The organism is Oceanithermus profundus DSM 14977 (assembly GCF_000183745.1).
Lineage (GTDB): Bacteria > Deinococcota > Deinococci > Deinococcales > Marinithermaceae > Oceanithermus > Oceanithermus profundus.
Genome location: NC_014761.1, coordinates 1224615 through 1247367 on the forward strand (window position 1 = coordinate 1224615; position 22753 = coordinate 1247367).

The 22753-nt window shown below is 70.7% G+C and carries 24 protein-coding genes and 3 tRNA genes; 12 read left to right on the forward strand and 15 right to left on the reverse strand.

Annotated elements, in window-relative coordinates:
* Positions 1 to 7 precede the first annotated feature (7 nt).
* Genes OCEPR_RS06015 through cdd form a run of 5 tightly spaced genes read left to right on the forward strand, consistent with a single transcriptional unit; the run spans position 8 to position 3594 of the window.
* Positions 8 to 1033, forward strand: coding sequence for a PhoH family protein (locus OCEPR_RS06015; RefSeq protein ID WP_013457822.1), 1026 nt, complete (start codon positions 8 to 10; stop codon positions 1031 to 1033).
* Entirely contained in the window at positions 1020 to 1445 is a 426-nt protein-coding gene (gene ybeY, locus OCEPR_RS06020; protein ID WP_013457823.1) for an rRNA maturation RNase YbeY, read from the forward strand. The genes OCEPR_RS06015 and ybeY overlap by 14 nt, the downstream gene beginning before the upstream one ends.
* Entirely contained in the window at positions 1400 to 1810 is a 411-nt protein-coding gene (locus OCEPR_RS06025) for a diacylglycerol kinase (protein ID WP_013457824.1), read from the forward strand. Before ybeY ends, OCEPR_RS06025 begins: the two co-directional genes overlap by 46 nt.
* 5 nt (positions 1811 to 1815) lie before the next feature.
* The gene (locus OCEPR_RS06030) at positions 1816 to 3186 is read left to right on the forward strand and encodes a hemolysin family protein (protein WP_013457825.1); all 1371 of its coding nucleotides are present in this window, start codon (positions 1816 to 1818) and stop codon (positions 3184 to 3186) included.
* Between the two features lie 9 nt (positions 3187 to 3195).
* Complete coding sequence (cdd, locus tag OCEPR_RS06035) at positions 3196 to 3594, forward strand: cytidine deaminase (protein ID WP_013457826.1); 399 nt, start codon at positions 3196 to 3198, stop codon at positions 3592 to 3594.
* Here cdd and OCEPR_RS06040 read toward each other — a convergent pair.
* The 4 genes from OCEPR_RS06040 to OCEPR_RS12815 are packed head-to-tail and all read right to left on the reverse strand — an operon-like array spanning position 3542 to position 7823.
* Positions 3542 to 4150 carry a class I SAM-dependent methyltransferase gene (locus OCEPR_RS06040; RefSeq protein WP_013457827.1) on the reverse strand — a complete coding sequence of 203 codons (609 nt, stop codon included), beginning with the start codon at positions 4148 to 4150 and terminating at the stop codon, positions 3542 to 3544. The two genes, cdd and OCEPR_RS06040, sit on opposite strands and share 53 nt — an antisense overlap.
* A gap of 3 nt (positions 4151 to 4153) precedes the next feature.
* Positions 4154 to 4981: an LEA/WHy family protein gene (locus OCEPR_RS06045; RefSeq protein WP_148229272.1), complete on the reverse strand. Its 828-nt coding sequence runs from the start codon at positions 4979 to 4981 to the stop codon at positions 4154 to 4156.
* Positions 4978 to 5826 (reverse strand): dihydrodipicolinate synthase family protein, encoded by an 849-nt coding sequence (locus tag OCEPR_RS13020; protein ID WP_013457829.1) that lies wholly within the window; start codon positions 5824 to 5826, stop codon positions 4978 to 4980. The genes OCEPR_RS06045 and OCEPR_RS13020 overlap by 4 nt, the downstream gene beginning before the upstream one ends.
* Entirely contained in the window at positions 5823 to 7823 is a 2001-nt protein-coding gene (locus OCEPR_RS12815) for a hypothetical protein (protein WP_013457830.1), read from the reverse strand. The genes OCEPR_RS13020 and OCEPR_RS12815 overlap by 4 nt, the downstream gene beginning before the upstream one ends.
* Before the next feature lie 41 nt (positions 7824 to 7864).
* On the opposite strand from OCEPR_RS12815, the gene sdaAB reads away from it, so the two are divergent.
* The 7 genes from sdaAB to OCEPR_RS06090 are packed head-to-tail and all read left to right on the forward strand — an operon-like array spanning position 7865 to position 13862.
* Positions 7865 to 8527 (forward strand): L-serine ammonia-lyase, iron-sulfur-dependent subunit beta, encoded by a 663-nt coding sequence (sdaAB, locus tag OCEPR_RS06060; RefSeq protein ID WP_041554062.1) that lies wholly within the window; start codon positions 7865 to 7867, stop codon positions 8525 to 8527.
* 53 nt (positions 8528 to 8580) lie between these two features.
* Entirely contained in the window at positions 8581 to 9048 is a 468-nt protein-coding gene (locus OCEPR_RS12290) for a GbsR/MarR family transcriptional regulator (protein ID WP_013457832.1), read from the forward strand.
* A complete protein-coding gene (locus OCEPR_RS06070; RefSeq protein ID WP_013457833.1) occupies positions 9045 to 10274 on the forward strand; it encodes an ABC transporter permease in 1230 nt (409 codons plus the stop codon). Before OCEPR_RS12290 ends, OCEPR_RS06070 begins: the two co-directional genes overlap by 4 nt.
* Positions 10265 to 11023 carry an outer membrane lipoprotein-sorting protein gene (locus OCEPR_RS06075; RefSeq protein WP_013457834.1) on the forward strand — a complete coding sequence of 253 codons (759 nt, stop codon included), beginning with the start codon at positions 10265 to 10267 and terminating at the stop codon, positions 11021 to 11023. The genes OCEPR_RS06070 and OCEPR_RS06075 overlap by 10 nt, the downstream gene beginning before the upstream one ends.
* Positions 11011 to 12252: an ABC transporter permease gene (locus OCEPR_RS06080; protein WP_245544449.1), complete on the forward strand. Its 1242-nt coding sequence runs from the start codon at positions 11011 to 11013 to the stop codon at positions 12250 to 12252. The genes OCEPR_RS06075 and OCEPR_RS06080 overlap by 13 nt, the downstream gene beginning before the upstream one ends.
* Positions 12253 to 12264: 12 nt before the next feature.
* Complete coding sequence (locus tag OCEPR_RS06085) at positions 12265 to 12954, forward strand: ABC transporter ATP-binding protein (RefSeq protein ID WP_013457836.1); 690 nt, start codon at positions 12265 to 12267, stop codon at positions 12952 to 12954.
* Entirely contained in the window at positions 12954 to 13862 is a 909-nt protein-coding gene (locus tag OCEPR_RS06090; RefSeq protein ID WP_013457837.1) for a hypothetical protein, read from the forward strand. Before OCEPR_RS06085 ends, OCEPR_RS06090 begins: the two co-directional genes overlap by 1 nt.
* Before the next feature lie 59 nt (positions 13863 to 13921).
* Here the strand turns inward: OCEPR_RS06090 and OCEPR_RS06095 are convergent.
* The 11 genes from OCEPR_RS06095 to OCEPR_RS06145 form a co-directional block, all read right to left on the reverse strand.
* Positions 13922 to 13997, reverse strand: a tRNA-Arg gene (locus OCEPR_RS06095).
* A gap of 35 nt (positions 13998 to 14032) precedes the next feature.
* Positions 14033 to 14108 (reverse strand) — tRNA-Gly (locus OCEPR_RS06100).
* Between the two features lie 4 nt (positions 14109 to 14112).
* Positions 14113 to 14189, reverse strand: a tRNA-Pro gene (locus tag OCEPR_RS06105).
* 74 nt (positions 14190 to 14263) lie between these two features.
* Complete coding sequence (locus tag OCEPR_RS06110; protein ID WP_013457838.1) at positions 14264 to 15085, reverse strand: ABC transporter ATP-binding protein; 822 nt, start codon at positions 15083 to 15085, stop codon at positions 14264 to 14266.
* Between the two features lie 59 nt (positions 15086 to 15144).
* Positions 15145 to 16317: an ABC transporter substrate-binding protein gene (locus tag OCEPR_RS06115; RefSeq protein ID WP_013457839.1), complete on the reverse strand. Its 1173-nt coding sequence runs from the start codon at positions 16315 to 16317 to the stop codon at positions 15145 to 15147.
* 43 nt (positions 16318 to 16360) lie between these two features.
* Positions 16361 to 17422, reverse strand: a complete 1062-nt coding sequence (locus OCEPR_RS06120; RefSeq protein WP_013457840.1) for a branched-chain amino acid ABC transporter permease — start codon at positions 17420 to 17422, stop codon at positions 16361 to 16363.
* A gap of 8 nt (positions 17423 to 17430) precedes the next feature.
* Entirely contained in the window at positions 17431 to 18324 is an 894-nt protein-coding gene (locus OCEPR_RS06125) for a branched-chain amino acid ABC transporter permease (RefSeq protein WP_013457841.1), read from the reverse strand.
* The gene (locus tag OCEPR_RS06130) at positions 18321 to 20270 is read right to left on the reverse strand and encodes a long-chain fatty acid--CoA ligase (protein ID WP_013457842.1); all 1950 of its coding nucleotides are present in this window, start codon (positions 20268 to 20270) and stop codon (positions 18321 to 18323) included. Before OCEPR_RS06130 ends, OCEPR_RS06125 begins: the two co-directional genes overlap by 4 nt.
* Positions 20267 to 21031 (reverse strand): ABC transporter ATP-binding protein, encoded by a 765-nt coding sequence (locus OCEPR_RS06135; protein WP_013457843.1) that lies wholly within the window; start codon positions 21029 to 21031, stop codon positions 20267 to 20269. Before OCEPR_RS06135 ends, OCEPR_RS06130 begins: the two co-directional genes overlap by 4 nt.
* Before the next feature lie 129 nt (positions 21032 to 21160).
* Positions 21161 to 21943: an indole-3-glycerol phosphate synthase TrpC gene (trpC, locus tag OCEPR_RS06140; protein WP_013457844.1), complete on the reverse strand. Its 783-nt coding sequence runs from the start codon at positions 21941 to 21943 to the stop codon at positions 21161 to 21163.
* Positions 21933 to 22688, reverse strand: coding sequence for a hypothetical protein (locus OCEPR_RS06145; protein WP_013457845.1), 756 nt, complete (start codon positions 22686 to 22688; stop codon positions 21933 to 21935). Before OCEPR_RS06145 ends, trpC begins: the two co-directional genes overlap by 11 nt.
* Positions 22689 to 22753: the final 65 nt, after the last annotated feature.

The window sequence follows — 22753 nt, forward strand, 5'->3', positions numbered from 1 at the left end:
TAAACGGATGGAAACGAACGACACCCCCAGGGAACGCGCGGAAACGAGCACCAGCATCTTCGTGCGCTCCCCTGACGAAGCCATGGCGCTCTTCGGGAGCCGGGACCGCTGGCTCAAGGTGCTGCGCCAGCGGCTCGGCGCCAAGATCGTGGCCCGGGACCAGCAGATCCGCATCAGCGGCGAGGAGGAGGAGGTGCGGGTCGCCGAAGCGGTGCTCCGCGACCTGCTCACGCTGCTGCGCCAGGGCGCGGAGATCGACGAGACCGTGCTCGAGCAGACGCTGGCCCTCGCCGAGCGCGGCCGCCGCCTTCCCGAGGAGACCGAGACCCGGCTGGGTGGCTTCCGCCTGCCCGGCCGGCTGCGCCCCAAGACGCCCGGACAGGCGCGCTACGTCGAGGCCATCGCCACCAGCGACATCATCTTCGGCATCGGCCCCGCCGGCACCGGCAAGACCTACCTGGCCGTGGCCATGGCCGTGGCGGCGCTGAAGGCCAAAAAGGTTAAGCGCATCATCCTCACCCGCCCCGCGGTCGAAGCGGGCGAGCGCCTGGGCTTCTTGCCCGGCGACATCCAGGCCAAGGTGGACCCCTACCTGCGCCCGCTCTACGACGCCCTCTTCGAGATGATCGACGCCGAGCGTTTCGACCAGTACCTGGCCTCGGGCATCATCGAGGTGGCGCCGCTCGCCTTCATGCGCGGCCGCACCCTCAACGACGCCTTCATCATCCTCGACGAGGCGCAGAACGCCACCGCCGAGCAGATGAAGATGTTCCTGACGCGGATGGGGTTCAACTCCAAGGTCGTGGTCACCGGCGACGTCACCCAGATCGACCTGCCCGCGAGCAAGCACAGCGGCCTGCTCGCGGCGCAGAAGATCCTGCAGGGCATCGAGGGCATCCGCTTCATCTACTTCAAGGAGTCGGACGTCGTCCGCCACCCGCTGGTGGCGCGGATCATCAAGGCCTACGAGCAGGCCGAACTGAAGAAGCAGGCCGAGGCCGAAGCCGCACGCGAAGACCGTGGCGAGGGTTGAGGTCGTCCCGCAGAAACGCCCGCCGCGCGGGCTGCGGCCGCGGCTGCGCCGGGCTTTGCAGCGGCTGATGGACGAACTCGAGCTCGGGGATCGCGAGGTCACGGTCATCCTCTGCTCCGACCGCAGGATCCGCGAACTCAAGCGGGCCCACTGGGGCGAAGACGCCGCCACCGACGTGCTCAGCTTTCCCACCTACGAACCCGGCGACCCCTTCCTGCCCCCGCACCTGGGCGACGTCTGGATCAGCCTCGACACCGCCCAGCGGCAGGCGCGCGAACAGGGGCACGCGCTCGAGGACGAGGTGCTCACCCTCGCGGCCCACGGCCTTTGGCACCTGCTGGGGCACGACCACACCACGGAGGAGGCATGGCGCGGATTCCGGAACGTCCAGCGCAGGATCCTCGAGCTCTGAAGGGGGTCCTGCGCTCGTTCGGCTTCGCCTGGCAAGGGCTCGCCTACGCCTGGCGCAGCCAGCGCAACTTTCGCATCGAGGTCTACCTGGCGGCGCTGGCCCTGGTCCTGGCGCTGGCGCTGGGCGTGGCGCTCGTTCCGGTCCTGCTCCTGGTGCTCGTGGTGCTGACCCTCGAGCTGATGAACACGGCGCTCGAGGCCGTGGTGGACCTCACCAGCCCCAGCGAACACCCGCTCGCCAAGGCCGCCAAGGACACCTCCGCGGCCGCGGTGCTGGTGGCCAGCCTGATCGCCCTCGTCGTCGGCGCCGGGCTCTTTCTACCGGCCATCGCCGAAAAACTGCGTACGTATGGTAAAATCCCTTAAGCACTATGGATCGACCTCCCAGTCGTAGCCTTCGCCTGCTGGCCCTCCCCCTGCTGCTCTCAACCGCGCTCGCCCAAAGTCCGGTCACGGAGGCCGCGTTCGCCTACCCCTGGATGGACGCCGCCCTGCTCGTCGTCCTCTTCGCGCTCTCGGGCTTCTTCTCCGCCGCGGAGACGGCGATCACCACCCTCTGGCCCTGGAAGGTGCGGGAGCTGGCCGAGCGCGAGGGCGCCGGCAGCCCCTTCGCGCTCTTGCAGCGCGACATCACCCGCTTTTTGACCACGATCCTGGTGGGCAACAACCTGGTCAACATCGCCGCCACCGCCCTGGTCACCGACCTGGCCACCCGCGCCTGGGGATCCACCGGGGTGGCCTACGCGACGGGGCTGATGACGTTCCTGATCCTCTTCTTCGGCGAGATCACCCCCAAGTCGATCGCGGTGCACAACGCCGACCGGCTCGCGCGCTTCTTCGTGCGTCCCATCTACTGGCTGTCGGTGCTCCTCTACCCCATCGGCCGCTTCTTCACCTGGATCTCGGCCCTGATCCTGCGCGCGCTGGGGCTCGAGCCGCGCCAGCAGCCGCTCGTGACCGAGGACGAGCTCAAGCTCATCCTCTCCGGGGCCGAGGCCAGCGGCGCCATCGAAGAGGCCGAAGAGGACATGATTCAGAACGTCCTCGAGCTCGAGGAGACCCAGGTCCGCGAGATCATGGTGCCCCGGGTCGACATCGTGGCCATCGAGCACACGGCCAGCCTGCGCGAGTTCGTGCGGCTCGAGCGCGAGCACCGCTACTCCCGCATCCCCGTCTACCAGGAGAGCATCGATCAGATCGTCGGCATCGCCTACGCCAAGGACCTGCTCAACTACCTCGAGACCCCGGACCTGCTCGACCAGCTCACCGTCATGAGCCTGGCCCAGGACCCCTTCTTCGTCCCCGAGTCCATGCCCGTCTGGAACCTGCTCCTCGAGATCCGCCGGCGCAAGGTGCACATGGCCATCGTGGTGGACGAGTTCGGCGGTACCGCCGGGCTGGTGACCCTCGAGGACATCATCGAGGAGATCGTCGGCGAGATCTACGACGAGACCGACGTCGAGGAGGAGCAACCCATCCAGGTGCAGGCCGACGGCAGCTTCCTCATTGACGCCCAGACCCCGCTCGACGACGTCTCCGAAGCCCTCGGGGTGGTCCTGCCCGAAGGCGAGTACGAGACGCTTTCGGGCTACCTCTACGAAACCTTCGGCTACATCCCCAAGGTCGGCGAGGAGCACACCTACGACGGCTACCGCTTCATCGTCGAAGCGGCCGACGAGCGCAAGATCGAACGCGTACGCGCCGTGCCCGTGGTCGCCCCCGCGACCCGCGAGGCCGATTGAGGAGGTCCCGTGCCCACCCGTGAAGAGATCGTCGTCCTGGCCCAGACCGCGCTGGCGCACGCCTACGCGCCCTACTCGAAGTTTCCGGTGAGCGCCGTGGTGGTCGCGAAAAGCGGCCGCAGCTACGTCGGGGTCAACGTCGAGAACGGCGCCTACCCGCTCTCCCGCTGCGCCGAGCAGATCGCCGTGGGCGCGATGGTCGCCGCCGGCGATCGCGAGATCCGCGAGGTCCTCGTCCTCTCGACCTCCGGCGAACCCGCGACCCCCTGCGGCGCCTGCCGCCAGATCCTCTCCGAGTTCGCCGACGGGGAGACCCCCGTCGTCTGCCGCAACACCGCGGGAAAGGAGCTGCGCTTCAAGCTGGGCGAGCTGCTGCCCGCGGCGTTTCGCCTCGAAGACGCGCGGTGAGCACGTAACGCCCGCGCCGTTCCCGGTAGTCCCCTTCGAACCCCAGCGAGCGCAAGGCGCGAAGCAACGCTTCGGGCGGGAAGAAGCGCGCGGGCTCCCCCAACAGCCGCTCGCCCCAGTAGACCCAGCGGCCGACGCCCCGCTGCGGGTCGAACTCGTAGATCCACAGGAGGCCGCCCGGCTTGAGCACCCGGGCGACCTCCCCCAGCGCCGCCTGCGGGTCCTGGAAGTGGTGCAGCGCCTCCCCGACCAGGACCGCGTCCATCTCCGCGTCCGCGAAGGGGAGCGCCTCCGCGCGCGCGACGACGACCTCCGCCTGCTCCGGGGCGTGGCGCAGCATGCCCCGGGCGGGGTCGGCGATCACCAGCCTCAGATCGGGGCGGGCGCCCAGCGCGGCGCGCGCGAGGACCCCCGTCCCTCCGCCCAGGTCGAGCACCCGTGCGCCCGGAGGCAACCCTTCCAGGGCGCGGGCGAGCAGCGGCCAGGCCCAGTCCGGGTAGGTGCGGTGCCCCCAGCGCGCGAAGACGCGGCCCAGCAGGTCGAAGGGAATGCCCACCCGCTAACGCACCCTCCCCGCGAAGGCCACGTCCAGGAGCGTCTGCCACACCCCCGGCACCTCGGCGCGTACCGCACCCGAGAGCTCGACCGGCAGCCCCGTCACCAGCGCGGCCGCCGCTCCGGGAACTCTGGCCAGGTCCACGCGGAAGGCCAGCACCCCCGAACCCGACTGGCGGGGACGGAGCGGCACGTCGAGCACGGCCTCGGCTACGGTGTTCCCGCCGATGACCAGGCCCAGCGGTCCGCGCAGGTAGAAGCCGATGGGGTTGGGGTTGGTGACCTGGAAGCCCACCACGACCTCCAGGGTGGCGTCGCGGATCCGCAGCCGGCTCTGGGCGGGGTCGATCGTGAACCGGGGCAGCGCGAAGCGCAGGTCCACCCGCACGTTCTCGTCGAGCAGGGTGAAGGGCCCCAGGTCGAGGGGAACGGGGCCCGCCTGCACGCGTACCCGACCGTCCACGCGCAGGCGCACGGCCTCGCCGCCGAGCAGCTTGCCCACCCCTTCGGCGCTCTCGGCCAGCGGCACGGTGAGGCGAGTCTCCACCACCTCGAACCCCGCCGGGGGCAGCGTCACCGCAGGGAGGTCGAAGGGCAGGCGCGCCCGGTCGAAGGTGAGGGCCAGCTGGCTTTCCAGCAGCGGAAGTTCGAACGCATTGGGGTTCGTAAGGCGCAAGCGCAAGGCAAAGCGCGCCTCGCCGCTGAACGGGTCGACGCTGATCAGGTCGAACCCTTCCACCCGGGCCTGCGGCGGTTCGGGCTTCTTCACGCCGGGGACGCACGCGGCGAGCACGAGGGCCAGAACCGCCAGCAACGCTACCGTCTTCCTCACAACAACCACCCCTCCTCCTGCAACCTCGCGAGCAGGGCTTCGGCTTCGGGCCAGAGCGGACTCGTCTCGGGCAGCGGGGCGCGCGGGACGCCGGCGGGCAGCCCCAGATGGCGCAACATCTGCTTGAGCAGCACGACGCCGCCCCGCCCGACGAGCGCCGCGGTCTCGTAGGCCAGGCCGGCCAGGCGCGCGTCTGCGCGGCCCGCGCGGGCGTCCGAGAAGACGCGGGCGAAGAGGCGCGGGGCCAGGTTGCCAACGGCCAGGATCGCCCCCTCGGCGCCGCTCGCGGCCGCGGCGGGAAGCGTAGTGCCGCTTCCGGTGAAGACCCGCAACCCGGGGGCGAAGCGCCGGTAGTGCTCGAGCCGCGCCATCTCGCCGCTCGAGTCCTTGATGCCATTGATGCGCGGATGCCGGGCCAGCTCGACGACGACCTCGACCGGGAAGCTCATCTTGGTGAAGACGGGGACGTGGTAGAGCCAGACCTCGCCCAGCTCGGCCAGCCCCTCGAAGTAGACCTGGAAGGCGCGGGGGTCCAGGGCGCGGTCGAAAAAGCGCGGCGGCATGGCCAGCAGGCGCTCCGCCCCCTGCGCCACGGCCGCCTCGGCGTGGCGGCGCGCCAGCGCCAGCGACTCGTCGCCGATCCCGACCCAGACAGGGCCCGGGGCGCGCACGCCCGCGAGCAGTGCCGCGCGCTCGTCGGGCGCGAGGGTGACCGCTTCGCCGGTGGAGCCCAGTAGCAGGAAGCCGTCCACCTGGGGCGCCAGGCGGTCGATCAGGGCCTGCAGGGCGCCGGCGTCGGGGCGTCCGGCGGTGTCGAAAGGCGTGATCAAGGCGGGAACGATCACCGGTGCACCTCCCCGTACCAGAGCACCAGGTGGGGCAGGTAGGCCGCGGCCAACCAGAGCCCGCCGCCCGCCGGATCGCCCAGGATCCAGCGCACCGCCCCGTAGGCGGCCGCAAGCAGCAGCACCACGCCCCAGCCCTTGCCGAAGCTCGTGCTGCCGGGGACGAGCAGTTCGAACCCCCGGGCCAAGGTTCCGGCGGCGCGGACGGCGCCGCGGGGACGCGGCAGGAGCAGGACCCAAAGGTGCAGCAAGGCCCAGACCGCCAGGGCGACGAGCAGGGCCCAGGCGGCCCCCGCGGACCAGCCCAGCGCCTCGAGGCTGCGCGTGGGCTGAACGCCCAGCTGGCGCACGCTGCCGATCAGGTAGGCCCGGCAGAGGTCGCGGGCGCGGGGCGTGCCCAGGCGCTCCACCCCGGCCGCGCGGTAGGCCTCCGACCAGGCGTCTTCCCCCAGGCCCAGGGCCGCCCGTACCGGCGGGTAGACGGCCTCGGCACGGTACGCCGCGAGCAACGCCTGAGGGTCCCCGGTGAGTCGGTAGCGCAGCGCCTCGACGAAGGCGAGCGGCGCCGCCCCCTCGAATGCGCGCGAATCCGCAGGACCGCCGGGAAGCCCGGCGTAGGCGCGCAACGCCGCCCGCTCCGGACCGGCGGGCCAGGTCTCGAAGCTCGCGCCCACCAGGGTGGCGCGGTCGAGCGGCGGCCGCGCCGCTTCGGCCTCGAAACCGCGCACGCCGCCCCAAAGCCACAGGACCGCCACCGCGGCGAAGAAGAGCAGCGCCGCCAGCAGGCGCTCGCCCCAGCCGGCGTGCGCGAAGAGCAGGTAGCGGAAACGGCGGAGCGGGTTGCGCACCCAGCTGCCCCAGACCCCGCCCCAGTCGGCGAGGCTGCGGCGCTGCGCGGGCAGGTAGCGCACGCCCAGCACCAGGACCAGGGCCAGGTAGGCGAGCACCAGGGTGGCCAGGGCCCGCTCGAGCCCGTCGGCCCTGAGGACCGGAAGCTGCGCCTCGGCCTGCCGCGCCAGGGTGCGCAGGCGCAGCGCGGCGACGGGATCGCCGGCGGCCTCGAAGCGGTCCGCCTGCTCGGCGAAAAAGGCCGCCGCGCCCGGATGCAACGGCGCGTAGCGCAGCAGCGCCTCGACCAGCCGGCGGGCGGTCGCCTCGTCGGCGCGTCGCGCGGCCGCCTGCCAGCGGTCGCTCCAGGCCCGCGCCCCCTCGCCCCAGACGAGTTCCGGGCGGTGGCCCCGCCGCAGCAGGTCGCGGCCCCAGGCGGCGAGGTCCCGGTCGTCCAACAGGGCCGGGTCCTCGGCCAGGTAGGACCAGTAGGGGCGGTAGCCCCCGGGGCCCGCCGGGAGCCGTGCGGCGACGCCTTGGTCCCGCCAGAACTGCGCGAGGACGTGCAGGGGCTCGAGCGTGGACCAGGCCCCCGCGTAGGGCCGGGCGGGGGGCAGCCCCGCCAGCGGCCAGACGCCGCCCCCTTGCAGCGCCACCTCGGGCCCCTCCCGCAGGTCTTCCACGGGAAGGTGCGGGTAGAAGGCGTAGAGCGGCCCGCGTTCGCCGCCGCGAGGAAAGGCGAGCACCAGCGGCGCGCCGCGCTGGGCCAGGTAGACCGCGTCGGGCGTCTCCAACGGAGCGAGCCAGTCGCCCGGGGGCAGCGGCCACAGCCGCGGGCCGATCCGTAACCCGTCGGCCTCCAGGGCCACCGGCGGCGGGGGCGGGGCGACCTCCAGCTCGGCGCGGTACTTCGCCCCCGGCGCGAAGAGGGTGAGGACGTACCGACCCGGCGCATCCGGCGTCCAGGCGAGCCGACCGCCGTTCTCGGTGGTGACCAGGGTGACCACCTCGGTGCCGCCGGGCCCGGCGATCTCGATGGGGTAGGCCCCGGGCTCGAGCCCCCGGGCGGCGAGCTCGACCGGGCGGCCGGCCACGGCGCCCTCGGGGAGGACGAGGCCCTGGGCCAGGGCCGCGGCGAACAACCATCCTAGAATCCAAAAGCGTCGCATGCTCCCATTCTGCCACGCCGCCGTCGCCCTAGAATGGGGCCATGGGACTCCTCGACATGATCGGGCCGGTGATGGTGGGTCCGTCGTCCAGCCACACCGCGGGCGCCGCCCGCCTCGCCTGGCTGGCGCGGCGGCTGATGGACGCCCCCCCTCGGCGGGTGCGCTTCGGCCTGCACGGCAGCTTCGCCAAGACCGGGAAGGGGCACGGCACCCACCTGGCGCTCGCCGGGGGGATGCTGGGCTTCGCGCCCGACGACCCCCGCATCAAGGACGCGCTCGAACGGGCCGCCGACGCCGGCATGGCGGTCGAGTTCGAAGCCGTGGAGCTCGGCGACGTGCACCCCAACACCGTGCGGATCGTCATGGAAAACGCCGAAGAACGCCACGAGGTGCTGGGCAGCTCGATCGGCGGCGGTTCGGTGCGGATCTGGAAGGTGGACGGCCTGGACGCCTACCTGAGCGGCGAGGGGCCCGCGCTGCTCGTGCGCCACGTCGACACCCCCGGCGTGATCGCGCGGGTGGCGCGCGTGCTCGCCGACGACGAGATCAACATCGCCCGCATCGTCTCCGGCCGCGACCGCAAGGGCGGCGAGGCCCTGATGAGCCTGGAGACCGACCACCCGCTCAGCGACGTCGCGCTCGCCTACCTGGCGCACCTCTCCTACGTGCACTGGGTCAAAGCGCTGCCGCCGCTCGCGGGCTGAGGGTGGTTTCGTTTACGTTTGACTAAACGTAGTAAACAAATTAGGCTGAGGGCATGAACGCAGACGATGCGGCCCGCCGGCAGCTCGCCGAGCAGATGGGGCTGGCGTTCGAGGCCTTCGGGACGCCGCGGATGGCGGGCCGGGTGCTGGGCTGGATGCTGCTCACCGAGGAAGAGGAGGTCGCCCTCGAGGCGCTGGCGCGCGACCTGGGCGTGAGCAAGGCCTCGGTCAGCCACGCCACCCGGCTGCTCGAGCAGATGGGCGTTCTCAGGCGCGTCGCGCGGCCGGGCACCCGCCAGGCCTTCTTCGCGCTCGCCGAGGACCCCTGGACCGCGATGCTGGCGGTGGAGGAGCGGGTGAGCCGCGGCTTCGCCCGCTTCGCCCGCGAGGCCCGCGCCGCACTCGCGCCGAACCCGCGGCGGGACGCGCGCCTCGCCGAAATGGAAGAGGCCTTCGCGCTCTACCTCGAGCTCCTGGCCGCCTTCACCCGGCGCTGGAAGGCCCGGAAGGAGGCGTCGTGAGGGGCGCCCGCTTCGGCGTGATCGTCCGCCTCGCTTGGCGCAACATCTGGCGCCACCGCCAGCGCACCTACCTGCTGGCCGCGGTGGTGGCCTACGCCTCGGTGGCGACGATCTTCTACTGGAGCATGATCGACGGCTACAAGCTCTCGGTGCTCGAGGCCCACGCCCGCTACGTCATGGCCCCGGTCACCGTCGCTCGGGCGGCCTGGTTCGACGACCCCGACCCCGAGAACGGCCTGCGCGACCTGGGGCCGCTGGAGGAGGCGCTCGCGCGCGCCGGTTCCCCGCGCTACGCGCCGCGGCTGCAGTTCGCCGGGCTGCTGACCTCGCCTTACGTATCGGAAGGCGCGTTCCTGCTGGGGGTGGATCCGGCCGCGGAGCCGGCGGTCTCCCGCGTGCCCGGCAAGGTGGGCGAAGGGCGCTGGCTCGAGGCCCCCGGAGAGGTGGTGCTGGGGTACAAGCTGGCCGAGCGCCTCGACGTGCGGCTGGGCGAACGGCTGGTGGTCAGCACCGCGGCCCTGGCGGGGCCGCAGTCGCTGGGGCTCAAGGTCGTGGGGCTGGTCCGCGCCCGGGTCTCGAGCGTGGACCGCTCGGGCGTCTACCTGCACCTGGACGACGCCCGCCAGCTGACCGGCCTCCCCGGGGTCACCCACCTGGCCGTGGACGCCCCGCTGGGAAAGGAGGAGGACGTGGCCCGGCGCGTGGCCGCGCGGCTGCCCGAGGGGCTGACCGCCCACCCCGTGTGGGACCTGGTCGGCCCGATCAAGACCGACGTCGAGGCGGGCAAGAAGCTGTCGCTGCCCATCGGCCTGCTGCTCGCGCTCTTCGCCGCCCTGGCGGTCACGAGCACGCTGATCGTGAGCGTGCTCGAACGCACCCGCGAGTTCGGCGTGGTGCTGGCGCTGGGCATGGACAACCCCAAGCTTGGCTGGATGATCGTGCTTGAGGCCGCCTTCGCCACCGCGGTCGGCTGGCTGCTCGGACTGCTGCTCGGCTACGCCTTGATTTACTACACCGGCACCCACAACGTCCTCGGGCCCTTCTTCCAGCTTTCCGGCGAGGTCTGGAGCGAGGCGGGCCTGACCGAGGAGTTCTACACCCACCTCTCGCCCGTCTACGCCCTCTACTCCCTCATCACCGTGGTGGTTTCGGCGCTGAGCGCCTTCCTCTTCCCCGCCCTGCGCGCGCGCAGATTGCACCCTTCGGAGGCCCTGCGATGGGACTGAACCGCAAGACGATCCGGCTCGTCACGTCCGGGCTGCTGCTGCTCGCGGCCCCGGCCCTGGCCCAATCCCCCGACCCGAAGGCCCTGCTGCACGAAGCGGTGAACCAGCTCCGCGGACCCGCGATGGTGGCCACCTACACGCTGGCCGTGGAGCGGCCCGGCCGCAGCAAGCGCTACGTGCTGCGCGTCTACACCGACGGCGACCGCCGGGCGTTGATCCAGGTGATCGAGCCCAAGCGCGAAGCCGGGCAGGCCTTCCTGATGCTCGGCGAGGACATCTGGATCTACAACCCGCGGCTGGGGCGGGTCCTGCGCCTGCCCCCCAGCGGCCGCAACGACCGTTTCCTGGGCTCCGACGTCAGCTACGCCGACCTCTCGGGCCGCGACCTCGAGGACTACTACGAGGTGCGCCTCGAGCCCGCCGCGGAAGCGGACCGGCTGACCCTGGTGCTCACGCCCAAGCCGCGGGCCCCGACCCCCTGGGGCCGGGTCGTCCTCCAGATCGAAGCCGCCACCAAGCTTCCGCGGCGAATCGTCTACTACGACCAGCGGGGCCAGCCGGTGAAGGAGATCGAGATGCGCAAGGTCGCGCGCATCGCCGAAGGCCGCTACCTGGTGACCGACACCCTCGTGATTGACCGGGTACGGGAAGGGTACCGCACCGTCTTCGAGGTCTCGGACTGGCGGATCGGGACGGTGCCCGACCGCTGCTTCGCGCCCACGGCGCTCAAGCGGGGGTGCGAGCGCTGATGTGGACCCTGGCCTGGAAGAACGTCTGGCGGGGCCGCGGACGCAGCCTGGTGACCGCGGGCGCGGTGGCCGCGGTCGTGGCCCTGATGCTCGTCATGTACGGCTTCAGCGGGGCCACCCTGAACGGCATGTTCCAAAACCTCACCCGAACCACCGGGCACCTGGTGCTGCGCGTGAGGAACGCCGACCAGGTGCGCGAGTTCGACCTGAGCCTGGTGCGGGGGGTGCCCGAGCTCAAGGCCGCCATCGAACGCGCGCTGCCCGAGGCGGACGTGGAGGCGGTGCTCGAGGTCCCCGCGCTGCTCGCCGGCGCCAGCCGTTCGCGCGGAGTGGTGCTCATGGGGCTGGAGCCGGACGGCCATCTGATGAAGGAGCTGGCGGACAAGTACCGGGTGCGGGGCGCCCCCCCGGCGGACGGCGACGAGTGGAGCGCGGCGCTGGGGCTGGCGCTCGCGAAGGCGCTTCAGGTCGACGTGGGGGACCCCGTCTACGCCTTCGCGCCGGGCACCGACGGCCTCGGGGCCGCGGCCTTCACCGTCTCCGCCGTCCTCGACCTGCCCGAAAGCACGATGGAGGCCCGGACCGCGGTGCTCACGCTGCAGGCCGCCCAGGAGCTCGCCGCCCCCGACGCCGCCAGCCGCATCGTCGTCTTCCTGCCCGAACTCAAGAGCCTGGAACAGTCCGGGGTCCTCGAGGCGGCGCGGCGCAAGCTGCAGCCCCTCGTCCCGCCCGGCTACGAGGTGCTGACCTGGAGGGAGGCGCAGCCCGCGCTCGCGGCCATCCTCGACATGATCAAGCCGATGCTGCTCATCTACGCGGTCATCTTCTTCGTGCTCGCGGGGCTGCTCGTGGTCAACACCGTCTACCTGGGTCTGGTCGAACGCATCCGCGAGTTCGGCGTGATCATCGCGCTGGGTGCGGACCGCTGGCGGATCATGCGCCTGGTCGTCCTCGAAAGCCTGCTGCTGGTGACGAGCGGCGCCGCCGTCGGCGGCGTCCTGGGAGGGCTCGCGGTCTGGCGGCTCGCCCAGGGGTTCAGCCTCCCGGGGACGCTCGCTCAGCAGTACGCCGAGTTCGGGCTGCCGGTCGTCATGTACGCCAGCATCACCCCGGGGCAGGTGGTGCAGGTCTTCGCCTTCGCCGTCCTCACGGCGATCGCCAGCGCCCTGTGGCCGGCCTGGCTGGCCGGACGGCTCGAGCCCGTGGAGGCGATGCGCCATGTCGCTTAGGGAGGACCGAGGATGCAAGCACTCGTAGAAGCCAGGAACCTGCACAAAGTCTACAAGGCCGACGGCGTGGAAACCCCGGCCCTGCGTGGCGTGGACTTCAGCGCCCGCGCCGGGGAGTTCACGGCGATCGCCGGCCCTTCGGGTTCGGGCAAGAGCACCCTGCTGCACCTGCTCGGCGGCCTCGACCTGCCGACCGAGGGCGAGGTCTGGCTGGACGGGGAGCGCCTGGACGAGAAGGACGCGGTGGCCCGCGCGCGGCTGCGGCTGTGGAAGGTGGGCTTCGTCTTCCAGGCCTACAACCTCATCCCCGTGCTCACGGCGCTCGAGAATGCCGCCTTCGTGCTCGAGCTGCGGGGGCTGCCCGCGCGCGAACGCGCCGAACGGGCCCGCGCGGCGCTGGCCGAGCTGGAGATGGACGGCTTCGCCGACCGCAAACCCAACCAGCTCTCCGGCGGCCAGCAGCAGCGGGTCGCGGTCGCGCGGGCGCTGGCCGCGGAACCGGCCGTCATCTTCGCCGACGAGCCGACGGCCAACCTGGACTCCAAGACGGGCCTGGCGTTGATCGAGTACATGAAGCGGCTCAACCGCGAGAAGGGCGTGACCTTCATCTTCTCCACCCACGACCCGCGCCTGCTCGAGCACGTGCGGCGGGTCGTGCACCTGGAAGACGGCCGCATCGTGCACGAGGAGGAGCGCGGCTAGTGCGCACGGCGGCGCTGCTCCCCTGGCTGCTGGGCCTGGCGCTGGCGCTGGAGACGAGCGGCTCCCTCGAGGTGCGCCTCGAAGGGCGGTACGCCCGCGGGACCTTCGCCCTCGAGCCCGTTTACGCCGGTTCGCTGCTGGCCTCGGAGGCCTGGGGCGGAGGGCTCGTGGAGGCGGCGCTCTACCCGCGCTGGAACCTCGCGACCCAAACCTTCGACGCCGGGATCTCGAAACTCGAGCTCAGCTTCGCGGGGCCGGGCTACGCCCTTGGGGCCGGGGCCAGCCCCGAGCCCACGGCCGTCCTGCGGCTGCTTCCCGTCTATCCGCTCGCGCCGCCCCGCCCGGACCACGCCCCCGGCCTCTGGGGCGGCTGGCTGGAGTTCTACCCCGACCCCTTTACACGGCTGCGGCTGGCCCTGCGCCGCGTTCAGGACCGCCCCCTCGGCCTCCTCCGCGCGGACGGCAGGCTGGCCGGCGTGGACTACCAGCTGGCCGCGGTCTACGGCCCCGAGCCAGCGCCGGCCGCGCTGGGGGCGGGGGCGACGGCGCGCCTGGGCCCCTGGGTGGTCTACGGGGAGGGCTGGCGCGACCTGCGCGCGGCCGACCCCTGGCGCGGCGGCGTGGGGGCGAGCCGCTACCTTGGGGACGGCCTCTTCACCGCCGAGGCGGCCTACAGCGGCGGCTGGCAAATCGCGGTCGCCTACGGCCGGCAGGCCGGCGACGACTGGGCCGTGGACGCGCTGGCGCGGCTGAACGCGGACGGGGACGGCGTGCGCTCGGCGGGCGCGTTCCTGCGCTTGAGCCGCTTCGGCGACGAAGGCGACGTGCTGCTGGGCCTAGGCCTCGGCTACGACGCCGCCGCGGGCGTGGTCTGGCTGCCCAGCCTGGCGACCCGGGTCTACTTCTGAACCCCGCCGACCCAAAACACAAAGCGCCGCGAACGGCGGCACCGTCGCGGCCAGAAAAGTGGCGCGCCCGGGAGGATTCGAACCCCCGACCTACCGCTTAGAAGGCGGCTGCTCTGTCCCCTGAGCTACGGGCGCATGCGAGGCGGGGGCGGCCACGGGCCACCCCCTTCTGGAGCGGGAGACGGGACTCGAACCCGCGACCCTCGGCTTGGAAGGCCGATGCTCTACCAACTGAGCTACTCCCGCAAGCTGGTCGGGGCGGCAGGATTTGAACCTGCGACATCCTGCCCCCAAAGCAGGCGCGCTTCCGGACTGCGCTACGCCCCGTAGGACGGAAGCCGGGGCAGCTTCCTAGCTAAGGGTAGCATGGGCCCATAGGGGGGTCAAGGAAAGTTTTTCGCCTACATGAAGCGTTTTCTACGCTTGTACGACTTGACGTCGCGGAAGGACTTGCGCCCGCCCGCCTTGGCCGTGCCAAGGTAGAACTCCTTGACGTCGGGGTTCTCCTTCAGGGCCTCGGCCTCGCCCTCGAGCACGATCTTGCCCTGCTCCATGATGTAGGCGTAGTCGCTTACGGCCAGGGCGATGGCCGCGTTCTGTTCGACGACGAGCACGGTCACGCCCTCCTCGGCGTTGATGCGGGCGACGATGTCGAAGATCTCGCGCACCAAGAGGGGCGCGAGCCCCAGGCTGGGCTCGTCGAGGAGCAGCAGCTTGGGCGCGGCCAGAAGCGCCCGCCCGATGGCCAGCATCTGCTGCTCGCCGCCGCTGGTGTACCCGGCGAGGCGGTGGCGCAGGTCGGCGAGGCGCGGGAAGTAGTGGTAGATGCGCTCCAGGTCCTCGCGCACCTTGCCGTCACGGCGGGTGATCGAGCCCACGCGCAGGTTCTCCTCGACGGTCAGGTGCTTGAAGACGTGCCGCCCTTCGGGCACCTGGACGATGCCCAGCTTGACGATCTGCTCGGGCGGCAGGTTCTGGATCTCGCGCCCCTGGTAGACGATCGTGCCGTCGCGCACCGCGCCGTCCTCGGGCACGAGCAGGCCCGAAATGGCGCGCAGCGTCGTGGTCTTCCCCGCGCCGTTCGGGCCCAGGAGCGCGGTGATGCGGCCTTCGGGAATGTTGATCGAAACCCCGCGCAGCACCTGGATGATGTCCTGGTAGACGACTTCGATGTTGTTAACGCGCAGGAGCCATTTGCGCTCGGTCTTGGGGGTCGTGCTCACGGGGACCTCCTGGGGGGTGGCGGACCGGGCGGCCAGGGCCGCCCGGTCCGCACCGGGGTCTACTTGCCGTAGTGCACCTTGCGGAAGAGCTCGGAGCTGAAGGGCTCGGTCACCGGCACGAAGGTGCCGTTCTTGGCCTCGAGCACGCGCAGCTGGTCCACGCCCACGTGGTCGTCCTTGCTGTAGGTCACCGGGCCCACGGCCAGCTTGTTGGGCCAGTTCATCTTCAGCAGGGCCTGGTAGACGCTTTCGGAGTTGATCTTCTTGCCGGCGTCCTTGGCCTCCTTGATCGCTTCGATGGCGATGGCCGCGGCCAGCATGCCCGAGGGGTAGTGCACGCTCTCGATCGTGTCGGCGGGGCGGCCGTACTTGGCGCCCAGCTCCTTCACGAACTTCGCGGCGGCGTTGTCCTCATGCGGCATGTAGTAGGCCGTCACCCAGAGGAAGCCCTCGGCCGCATCCCCCGCGAGGCGGAGCAGGTCGGGGCCGCCCGCGTAGTGCGCGCCGGCGTGCTTGATCTTGAGACCGAGGCGCTTCGCGTCCTTGATCATGTTGGCCACCGGCCCGGCGACGTTCTGGTAGACGATGTACTCCACGCCCTTGTTCTCGAAGCGCTTGAGGGTCGCGGTGTAGTCGAGGCCCTTGGCCATCTCCTGCACCTCGACGATCTCGATGCCCAGGTCCTTGGCCGCCTTCTTGGCGTCCTCGACCGGCGCGCGGCCGAAGGGCGAGGGGTGGATGGCCATGGCCACCTTGGCGCCCGGCGACACCTTGGCGATGTACTCGAGGACCGCGATCACCTGCTCGGAGTACGAGGCGATGGGCAGGAAGATGTAGTCGTTGTCGGGCGGGTCGATGTTGCCGATGTGGTAGGAAGCGGGGATGAAGGGCATGCCCACCTCCTGCACCAGCGGCTTGAGCTGGAGCGTGCCGCCGGTCGAGTAGCCCAGGAAGACGGGGTCGCCCCGGTCCACGGCCTCCTCGAAGTTGCGCAGGGTGTTGGCGTTGTTGTACTGGTCGTCGCGCGTTTCGCAGACGAACTCGACGCCCGAAACGTAGCCGGTGTCGTTCGCCCAGCTGCAGTAGTCCTCGATGCCCTGAGCGTAGTACTTGCCCGCGTCGGAGGTGGGACCGGTGATGGCCCCGGACCACATGATGTGCACTTTTTCTGCGGCCGCAAATCCCATCGCGAGTACCGCGGCCAAGGCCCACAACGTCCATTTGTTCTTCATACGCCTACCTCCCTTATTGCGACGGCGCAGCGCGCCGGATCGCCTAGTACTTGAACGGCCAGTTGCGGAAGTAGCTGCGCAACAGCCGCCACCAGTTCGCGAGCCCCCGCGGCTCGAAGATGAGGAAGAGCACGATGGCGAGGCCGAAGGCCAGGGGCCGGATCGCCGAGCCGACGTCGACGCCCGGCGGATTGTAGATCGTCTTGATCCAGTAGGAGAAGGTCTCCATGTTGATGTCGAGCAGCTCCAGGAAGGCCGGCCCGAAGAAGCTGCCCACGAGGGTGCCGAGGCCGCCCACGATGGCCATGGCCAGGAACTTGATCGAGATCATCAGCGAGTAGTCCTCGATCACCACCGCGCGCGACCAGTAGGCGTAGAGCGCCCCGGCCACGCCGGCGTAGAAGGCCCCCAGGGCGAAGGCGAAGACCTTGGTCCGGCCCGGGTCCATCCCCATGGCGTCGGCGGCGCGGTCGTTGTCGCGCACAGCCACCAGCGAACGGCCGAAGCGGGTGCGCAGCAGGTTGCGGAAGCCGAAGGCCATGATGACGAGGACGACGAAGGTCACGTAGTACCAGAAGTAGTGGTGGTTCTTGAACCCCACCTTGTAGCCCAGGAAGACGACCCGGGGCATGGCCATCGCGCCGCCCTGCTCGAGCGCCGGCGAGTGCCCCACCGCCCACTCGAAGATCAGCTGGAAGGCGAGGGTGGCGATGGCGAGGTAGAGGTGCTTGATGCGCAGCGCCGGGATGCCCACCACCGCCCCAGCCGCGGCGGCCACCAGACCCGAGACGGGCAGCACCGCCCAGAAGGGCAGGTAGGGCGCGACCAGCGCCGCGGTGTAGGCGCCCACCCCCAGGAAGGCGGCGTGGCCGATGTTGATCAGCCCCGCGTAGCCGGTGATGATGTTGAGCCCCAGCACGGCCAGCGCGTAGATGAGGATGAGGTCGAGGATCTGCATGTTGCCGCGGCTGAGGAACTGGGGCAGCACGAGCATGCCGATCAGGAAGACGACCAGGCTCGCCTGTTCGCTGAAGGTGGCGAAGATGGTGGTGTCCTGTGCGTAGCTGGTCTTGTAGTTGCCCGTGCGCGTCCAGGGGTTACGCATGGCGCCTCCTATACACGTTCGATCTCCTCGGTGCCGAAGAGGCCGTGCGGTTTGAACCAAAGCACGAGCAACAGCACCAGGAAGGGGAAGACGTCGCCGGTGCCGCCGCCGGGGATGTAGGCGTCGAGGTAGCCGGCGGCCAGGTTCTCGAGGATGCCGATGATGATGCCGCCCACGACGGCCCCGGGAATCGAGTCGAGCCCGCCGAGGATGACGACCGGGAAGACCTTGAGCCCGATGCCGACGAGGCCCTCCAGGTTGAGGCCCGAGATCGCCCCCACGATCAGGCCGGCCGCGGCGGCGGTGATGCCCGCCGCCGCCCAGGCGAGGGCGAAAACCTTCTCGACCGAGACGCCCAGGCTCATCGAGGCCATCTGGTCGTCGGCGACCGCCCGCATGGCGATGCCGACGGTGGAACGCTGGAAGAACCAGCCGAACGCCGCCAGGAAGACGGCGGTGAAGACGACGGCGAGGAGCTGCGGGTAGCTGACGCTGATGCCGGCGAAGCTGACGCCGCCCTCGGGGAGGAAGCCCGGGAGCGAGAAGTTGCCCGAACCGTAGGGCGTCAGGTGGATGAGCCCGCCGAAGACCGAGGCGAGGCCGATCGTCACCATGATGACGCTGATGATCGGCTGGCCCACGAGCGGCTTGAGGAAGACCCGCTCGGTGAAGTAACCGACGACCGCGGTGAAGGCGAGGGCGAGCGCCGCGGCGATCCAGACGGAGAGCCCCAGGCTGGTCGCGAGGGCGTAGGCGGTGAAGGCGCCGATGGCGATGAAGTGGCCGTGGGCGAAGTTGATGACGCGGCTGGCCTTGTAGATGAGGACGAAGCCCAGCGCCGCCAGCGCGTAGACCGACCCCACGACGATGCCGGAGACCAGCAGCTGGAAGAAGTAGCTCATGCGCCCACCTCCTCACGGGCGGGGCCCGGGGTCAGATCGATCACGCGCACCTTCGCCTCCACGCGTTGCACCGAACCGTCCTGGTACTTGAACTCGGTCTTCACGAGCACCTCGTCGGCGTCGCCGTAGAGCGCCTCCACCAGGTCGTGGTAGCGCTCGGCGACGAACTTGCGCCGCACCTTACCGGTGCGGGTCAGCTCGTCGTCGTCGGCGTCGAGCAGCTTGAAGAGCAGCACGAAGCGGCGGATGCGCAGCCCTTCGGGCAGGTCGGCGTTCACCTGCTCGACCTCGCGCCGAATCAGCTCGGCCACCTCGGGCTTGCTCGAGAGGTCCATGTAGGTGGTGTAGGCGAGGCCGCGGTCCTCGGCCCACTTGCCCACGGTCTGGGGGTCGATGTTGATGAAGGCGGCCAGGTAGGGCCGGCGGTCGCCGTAGACGACAGCCTCCTTGATGAAGGGGCTGAACTTGAGCTTGTTCTCCAGGAACTGGGGGCTGAACATCTCGCCGCCGGCGGTGTGCATGACGTCGGAGAGGCGGTCGATGACGACGAGGTGCCCGTCCTCGGTCAGGTAGCCGGCGTCGCCCGAGTGCAGCCAGCCGCCCTCGAGCAGCTCGGCGGTGGCGTCGTCGCGCTTGTAGTAGCCGGCGCAGACGGCGTCGGAACGCGCCAGGATCTCGCCCTCGTCGCTGATCTTCACCTCGGTGCCGGGGATGGGCACCCCCACGGTGTCGTAGCGCACGTCGCCGTCGCGGTGGACGAAGGCGATGCCGGTGATCTCGGTCTGGCCGTAGATCTGCTTGAGGTTGACCCCCAGGGCGTGGAAGAAGCGGAAGACGTCGGGGCCGAGCGCCGCCCCGCCGGTGTAGGCCCGGCGCAGGCGCAAGAAGCCCAGCTGGTCTTTGAGCGGCCGGAAGAGGACCGCGTGCGCGAAGGCGTAGGCAAGGCGCAGGCCCAGGGGCATGGGTTTGCCGTGCATGCGGTAGTCGGCCGCCTTGTAGCCCACCTTCATCAGCTGGCGGTAGACCCAGCGGTTGAAGGCGTAGGACTCGCTGATGTCCACCCAGATGCGGCTCTGGATGCCCTCCCAGACGCGCGGCGGGCTGAACATCAGGTGGGGGCCGATCTCGACGAGGTCGCTCATGGCGGTGGCCACCTCCTCGGGGAAGTTGACCGCGAACCCGCCGGTGAGCCCCATGCCCATCGTCATCATCTGTTCCCCGATCCAGGCCAGCGGCAGGAAGGAGAGGTAGTCGTCGGTGGGCTCCATGGGGTCGATCTCCTGCAGCGCCACGCCCATGTGGATCAGGTTCTTGTGGGTGAGCATCGCCGCCTTGGGCTTGCCCGTGGTGCCCGAGGTGAGCGAGAAGTGGGCCACGTCGTCGGGTCGCCCCGCCTCGAGCCGCTCCTCGTAGGCGCGCGGTTCGGCGTGGCGGTGCTTGCGCCCCAGATCGAGGACTTCTTCGAAGCTGACGAAGAGGTCGGGGTCGTAGCCGCGCATGCCGCGCGGATCCTCGTAGACGATCCGGCGCAGCTTGGGAAGCTCGTCCTTGACCTCGAGCAGCTTGTCGGCCTGCTCCTGATCCTGCACGAGCGCCATCGTGACGTCGGCGTAGTCCATCACGTAGGCGACCTCGGCGGGGACCGAAGAGGGGTAGATGCCCACGGAGACGCCGCCGAGCCCCTGCACAGCCAGCTCGGCGTAGACCCACTCGGGAATGTTCTCGGCGATGACCGCGAACTTCTCGCCGGGCTCGTAACCCAGCGCGAGCAGCCCGTGCGCGAAGTCGCGCACGTTGGCGTAGTACTCGGCGTAGGTCACCTCGTTCCAGATGCCGAAGTCCTTCTCGCGCAGCGCCACGCGCTCGCCTTCGTTCTCGGCGCGCAGCTTGAGGAGCTGCGGCAGCGTGTACCGTTTCAAGTCGGCGCTGGGACGGATGATCTTCATCCCGCACCCCCCACGTAGGCCTCGATGACGGCCGGGTTCTCGGCCACGTCCTCGGGCTTGCCGGTGGCGATCACCATCCCGAAGTCGAGGACGTAGACGCGGTCGGAGATGTCCATCACCACCCCCAGGTCGTGCTCGATGAGGATCACCGTGGTGCCGCGCTCGGCGAGGATGTCGAGGATGAAGCGGACCATGTCCTCTTTCTCCTCGAGCGTCATCCCCGCCATCGGCTCGTCGAGCAGCAGCAGCTTGGGCTCGAGCGAGAGCGCCCGCGCCACCTCGACGCGCTTGCGCACCCCGTAGGGCAGGTTGCCCACCAGCGCCTTGCGGTAGGGCTCGAGCTCCATGAAGTCGATCACGTCCTCGACGACGCGGCGGTTTTCGACCTCGACCCGGCGCGCGGAACCGTAGAACACGGAGGCGGCGCCGATCGAGTACTTCAGGTAGGTGTGGCGCGCCAGCATCAGGTTCTCGAGGACGGAGACGCCCCCGAAGAGCTCGATGTTCTGGAACGCACGCGCCACCCCGTAGCCCGTGATCGTGTGGGGGCTGGCGTGGGTGAGGTCGTGACCCTCGAAGGTGATGCGACCGTGGGTCGGGTGGTAGAAGCCGGAGATGCAGTTGAGCAGGCTGGTCTTCCCCGCCCCGTTGGGGCCGATGATCGAGACCAGCTCCCCCGGCTCCACGACGACGTCGACGCCGTTGAGTGCGTTGATACCCCCGAAGCTTAAGGTAACGTTTTCGACTGAAAGCTGCGCCAAGACCGCCTCCCCGGAACCAACGATGCTGTTTGCGGCGAGTATACCGACGCAGCCCCTGGTTGTCAACGCTTATTGCAGTCGCTGACGTAAAAGCGTCATATTCAAAGGACCTGCATAGCGACCTGTGCGTTAAGCTGAGCCGATGAGGCGCCGCAGCGCCGCTTCGGGGTCCGGATCGCGCGCCAGCGAGCTGCCGATGAGCACGGCGTCGAAACGCCCTTCGAGGGCCGCGAGCTCTTCGCGGGCGCGGTAGCCGGACTCGGCCACCAGCAACCCATCGAAACCCAACGCGCGGACGTGGCGGGCCACCCGGGGGGCCGTGCCCAGGTCCACCCGCAGCGTCGTCAGGTCGCGGTTGTTCACGCCCAGGATCTCCGCCCCGGCTTCCAGGGCCAGCTCCGCCTCGCGTTCGTCGTGCACCTCGACCAGGGCGTCGAGCCCCGCAGTGCGCGCCGCCTCCAGGTAGGCCCCGGTGAGCGGGCCCAGTACGGCCACGATGAGCAGCACCGCCGAGGCCCCGAGCGCGCGCGCCTCGTCCACCTGGACCGGATGAACCACGAAGTCCTTGCGCAGAAGCGGCAGCTCCACGGCCGCGCGCGCGGCCTCCAGGTCGGCGTCGCTCCCGGCGAAGAACTCGGGTTCGGTCAACACGCTCACGGCCCGCGCCCCCGCGCGGGCGTAGGCGCGCGCCACCTCGGCGGCGTCCAGGTCGGCGATCGCCCCCTCCGAAGGGCTCTTGCGCTTGACCTCGGCGATCACCGAGAGGCCCGGCGCCGCCAGCGCCTCCGCGAAGGAGGGCGGCCGCCCGGCCGGCGGGCCGTGCGTCCGCCGGCCGCCGGCTGCGACCCGCTCCAAGCGGCGGCGGGCGATGCGCCCCAGCACGCCGGGAACGCGGTTAAGGTCAGGAACCATGGCTTCCATGCAGGGCGAAGGCGTCCGGGGGCAGGTCCACCTCGGCCACCCAGGCCAGCAGCCGGCTCAGGTAGACCTGCAGGAAGTAGTCGGGGCTGATCACCTGGTCCACGGCCAGGTAGGCGTCCTGTAGCGGCGGCTCCTTGAGCGCGAAGAGGCCGTGGTACGGCTGCAGCACGCGCAGGGGCAGCCCTCCGCCGGCGTAAAGGATCAGGTCGACCTCGTGCGCGAGCGCCTCGACCTGGGCCTGCGAGAGCGCGACCCGGCCGCGCTGGGGCTGCGGGAAGCGGCCGAGCACGGCCTCCCCTTCGCTGGGGCTGGCCTGCCAGACGTGCACGGTGCGCGCCGTTCGCAGCGCCGAGCGCAGCCCCGGCCGCGGCGGCCCGACCCAGAGGACGCGCGCCCCCGTGAACCCGGCGTGTTCGATGGCGAAGCGAACGGCTTCCGGCCAGAGAAAGCTGCCCGTCGCCGCCCCGAACTGAACCTTGACCGCGTCCACGCGCCCCGCCTCCTCCGCCTCGGCCTCACGCCGCGGCACCGCCACGAAGGCCGCCTCCTGGGCCGCGGGGTCCTCCACCAACGCCCCCCCGAAGCCCAGTGGGGCGAGGCCCGCGACGGCTTCGGCCAGCGCCGCGCCCGGCTGGGCGCTCTGGACGAACAGGGGCAGATCGTGCCCGTGCACCGCCGACACCAGGGCGTCGTGCCAGCGGCTTTGGGCGGTGGCGAAGAGCGCAACGAGGTTCACCTGCGCCCCCTCGGTCGGGCGGTGCGGGCGGCTGCGGCGGCGTGGCTCACGTGGCTGATTATACC

What these genes read in the sequence shown, in the direction of transcription:
- OCEPR_RS06015 (WP_013457822.1), top strand. Translation starts at nt 8, where the DNA reads ATGGAAACGAACGACACCCCCAGGGAACGCGCGGAAACGAGCACCAGC.
- OCEPR_RS06025 (WP_013457824.1), top strand. Translation starts at nt 1,400, where the DNA reads ATGGCGCGGATTCCGGAACGTCCAGCGCAGGATCCTCGAGCTCTGAAG.
- OCEPR_RS06030 (WP_013457825.1), top strand. Translation starts at nt 1,816, where the DNA reads ATGGATCGACCTCCCAGTCGTAGCCTTCGCCTGCTGGCCCTCCCCCTG.
- OCEPR_RS12815 (WP_013457830.1), bottom strand. Translation starts at nt 7,823, where the DNA reads ATGCGACGCTTTTGGATTCTAGGATGGTTGTTCGCCGCGGCCCTGGCC.
- sdaAB (WP_041554062.1), top strand. Translation starts at nt 7,865, where the DNA reads ATGGGACTCCTCGACATGATCGGGCCGGTGATGGTGGGTCCGTCGTCC.
- OCEPR_RS12290 (WP_013457832.1), top strand. Translation starts at nt 8,581, where the DNA reads ATGAACGCAGACGATGCGGCCCGCCGGCAGCTCGCCGAGCAGATGGGG.
- OCEPR_RS06075 (WP_013457834.1), top strand. Translation starts at nt 10,265, where the DNA reads ATGGGACTGAACCGCAAGACGATCCGGCTCGTCACGTCCGGGCTGCTG.
- OCEPR_RS06085 (WP_013457836.1), top strand. Translation starts at nt 12,265, where the DNA reads ATGCAAGCACTCGTAGAAGCCAGGAACCTGCACAAAGTCTACAAGGCC.
- OCEPR_RS06115 (WP_013457839.1), bottom strand. Translation starts at nt 16,317, where the DNA reads ATGAAGAACAAATGGACGTTGTGGGCCTTGGCCGCGGTACTCGCGATG.
- OCEPR_RS06120 (WP_013457840.1), bottom strand. Translation starts at nt 17,422, where the DNA reads ATGCGTAACCCCTGGACGCGCACGGGCAACTACAAGACCAGCTACGCA.
- OCEPR_RS06125 (WP_013457841.1), bottom strand. Translation starts at nt 18,324, where the DNA reads ATGAGCTACTTCTTCCAGCTGCTGGTCTCCGGCATCGTCGTGGGGTCG.
- OCEPR_RS06130 (WP_013457842.1), bottom strand. Translation starts at nt 20,270, where the DNA reads ATGAAGATCATCCGTCCCAGCGCCGACTTGAAACGGTACACGCTGCCG.
- trpC (WP_013457844.1), bottom strand. Translation starts at nt 21,943, where the DNA reads ATGGTTCCTGACCTTAACCGCGTTCCCGGCGTGCTGGGGCGCATCGCC.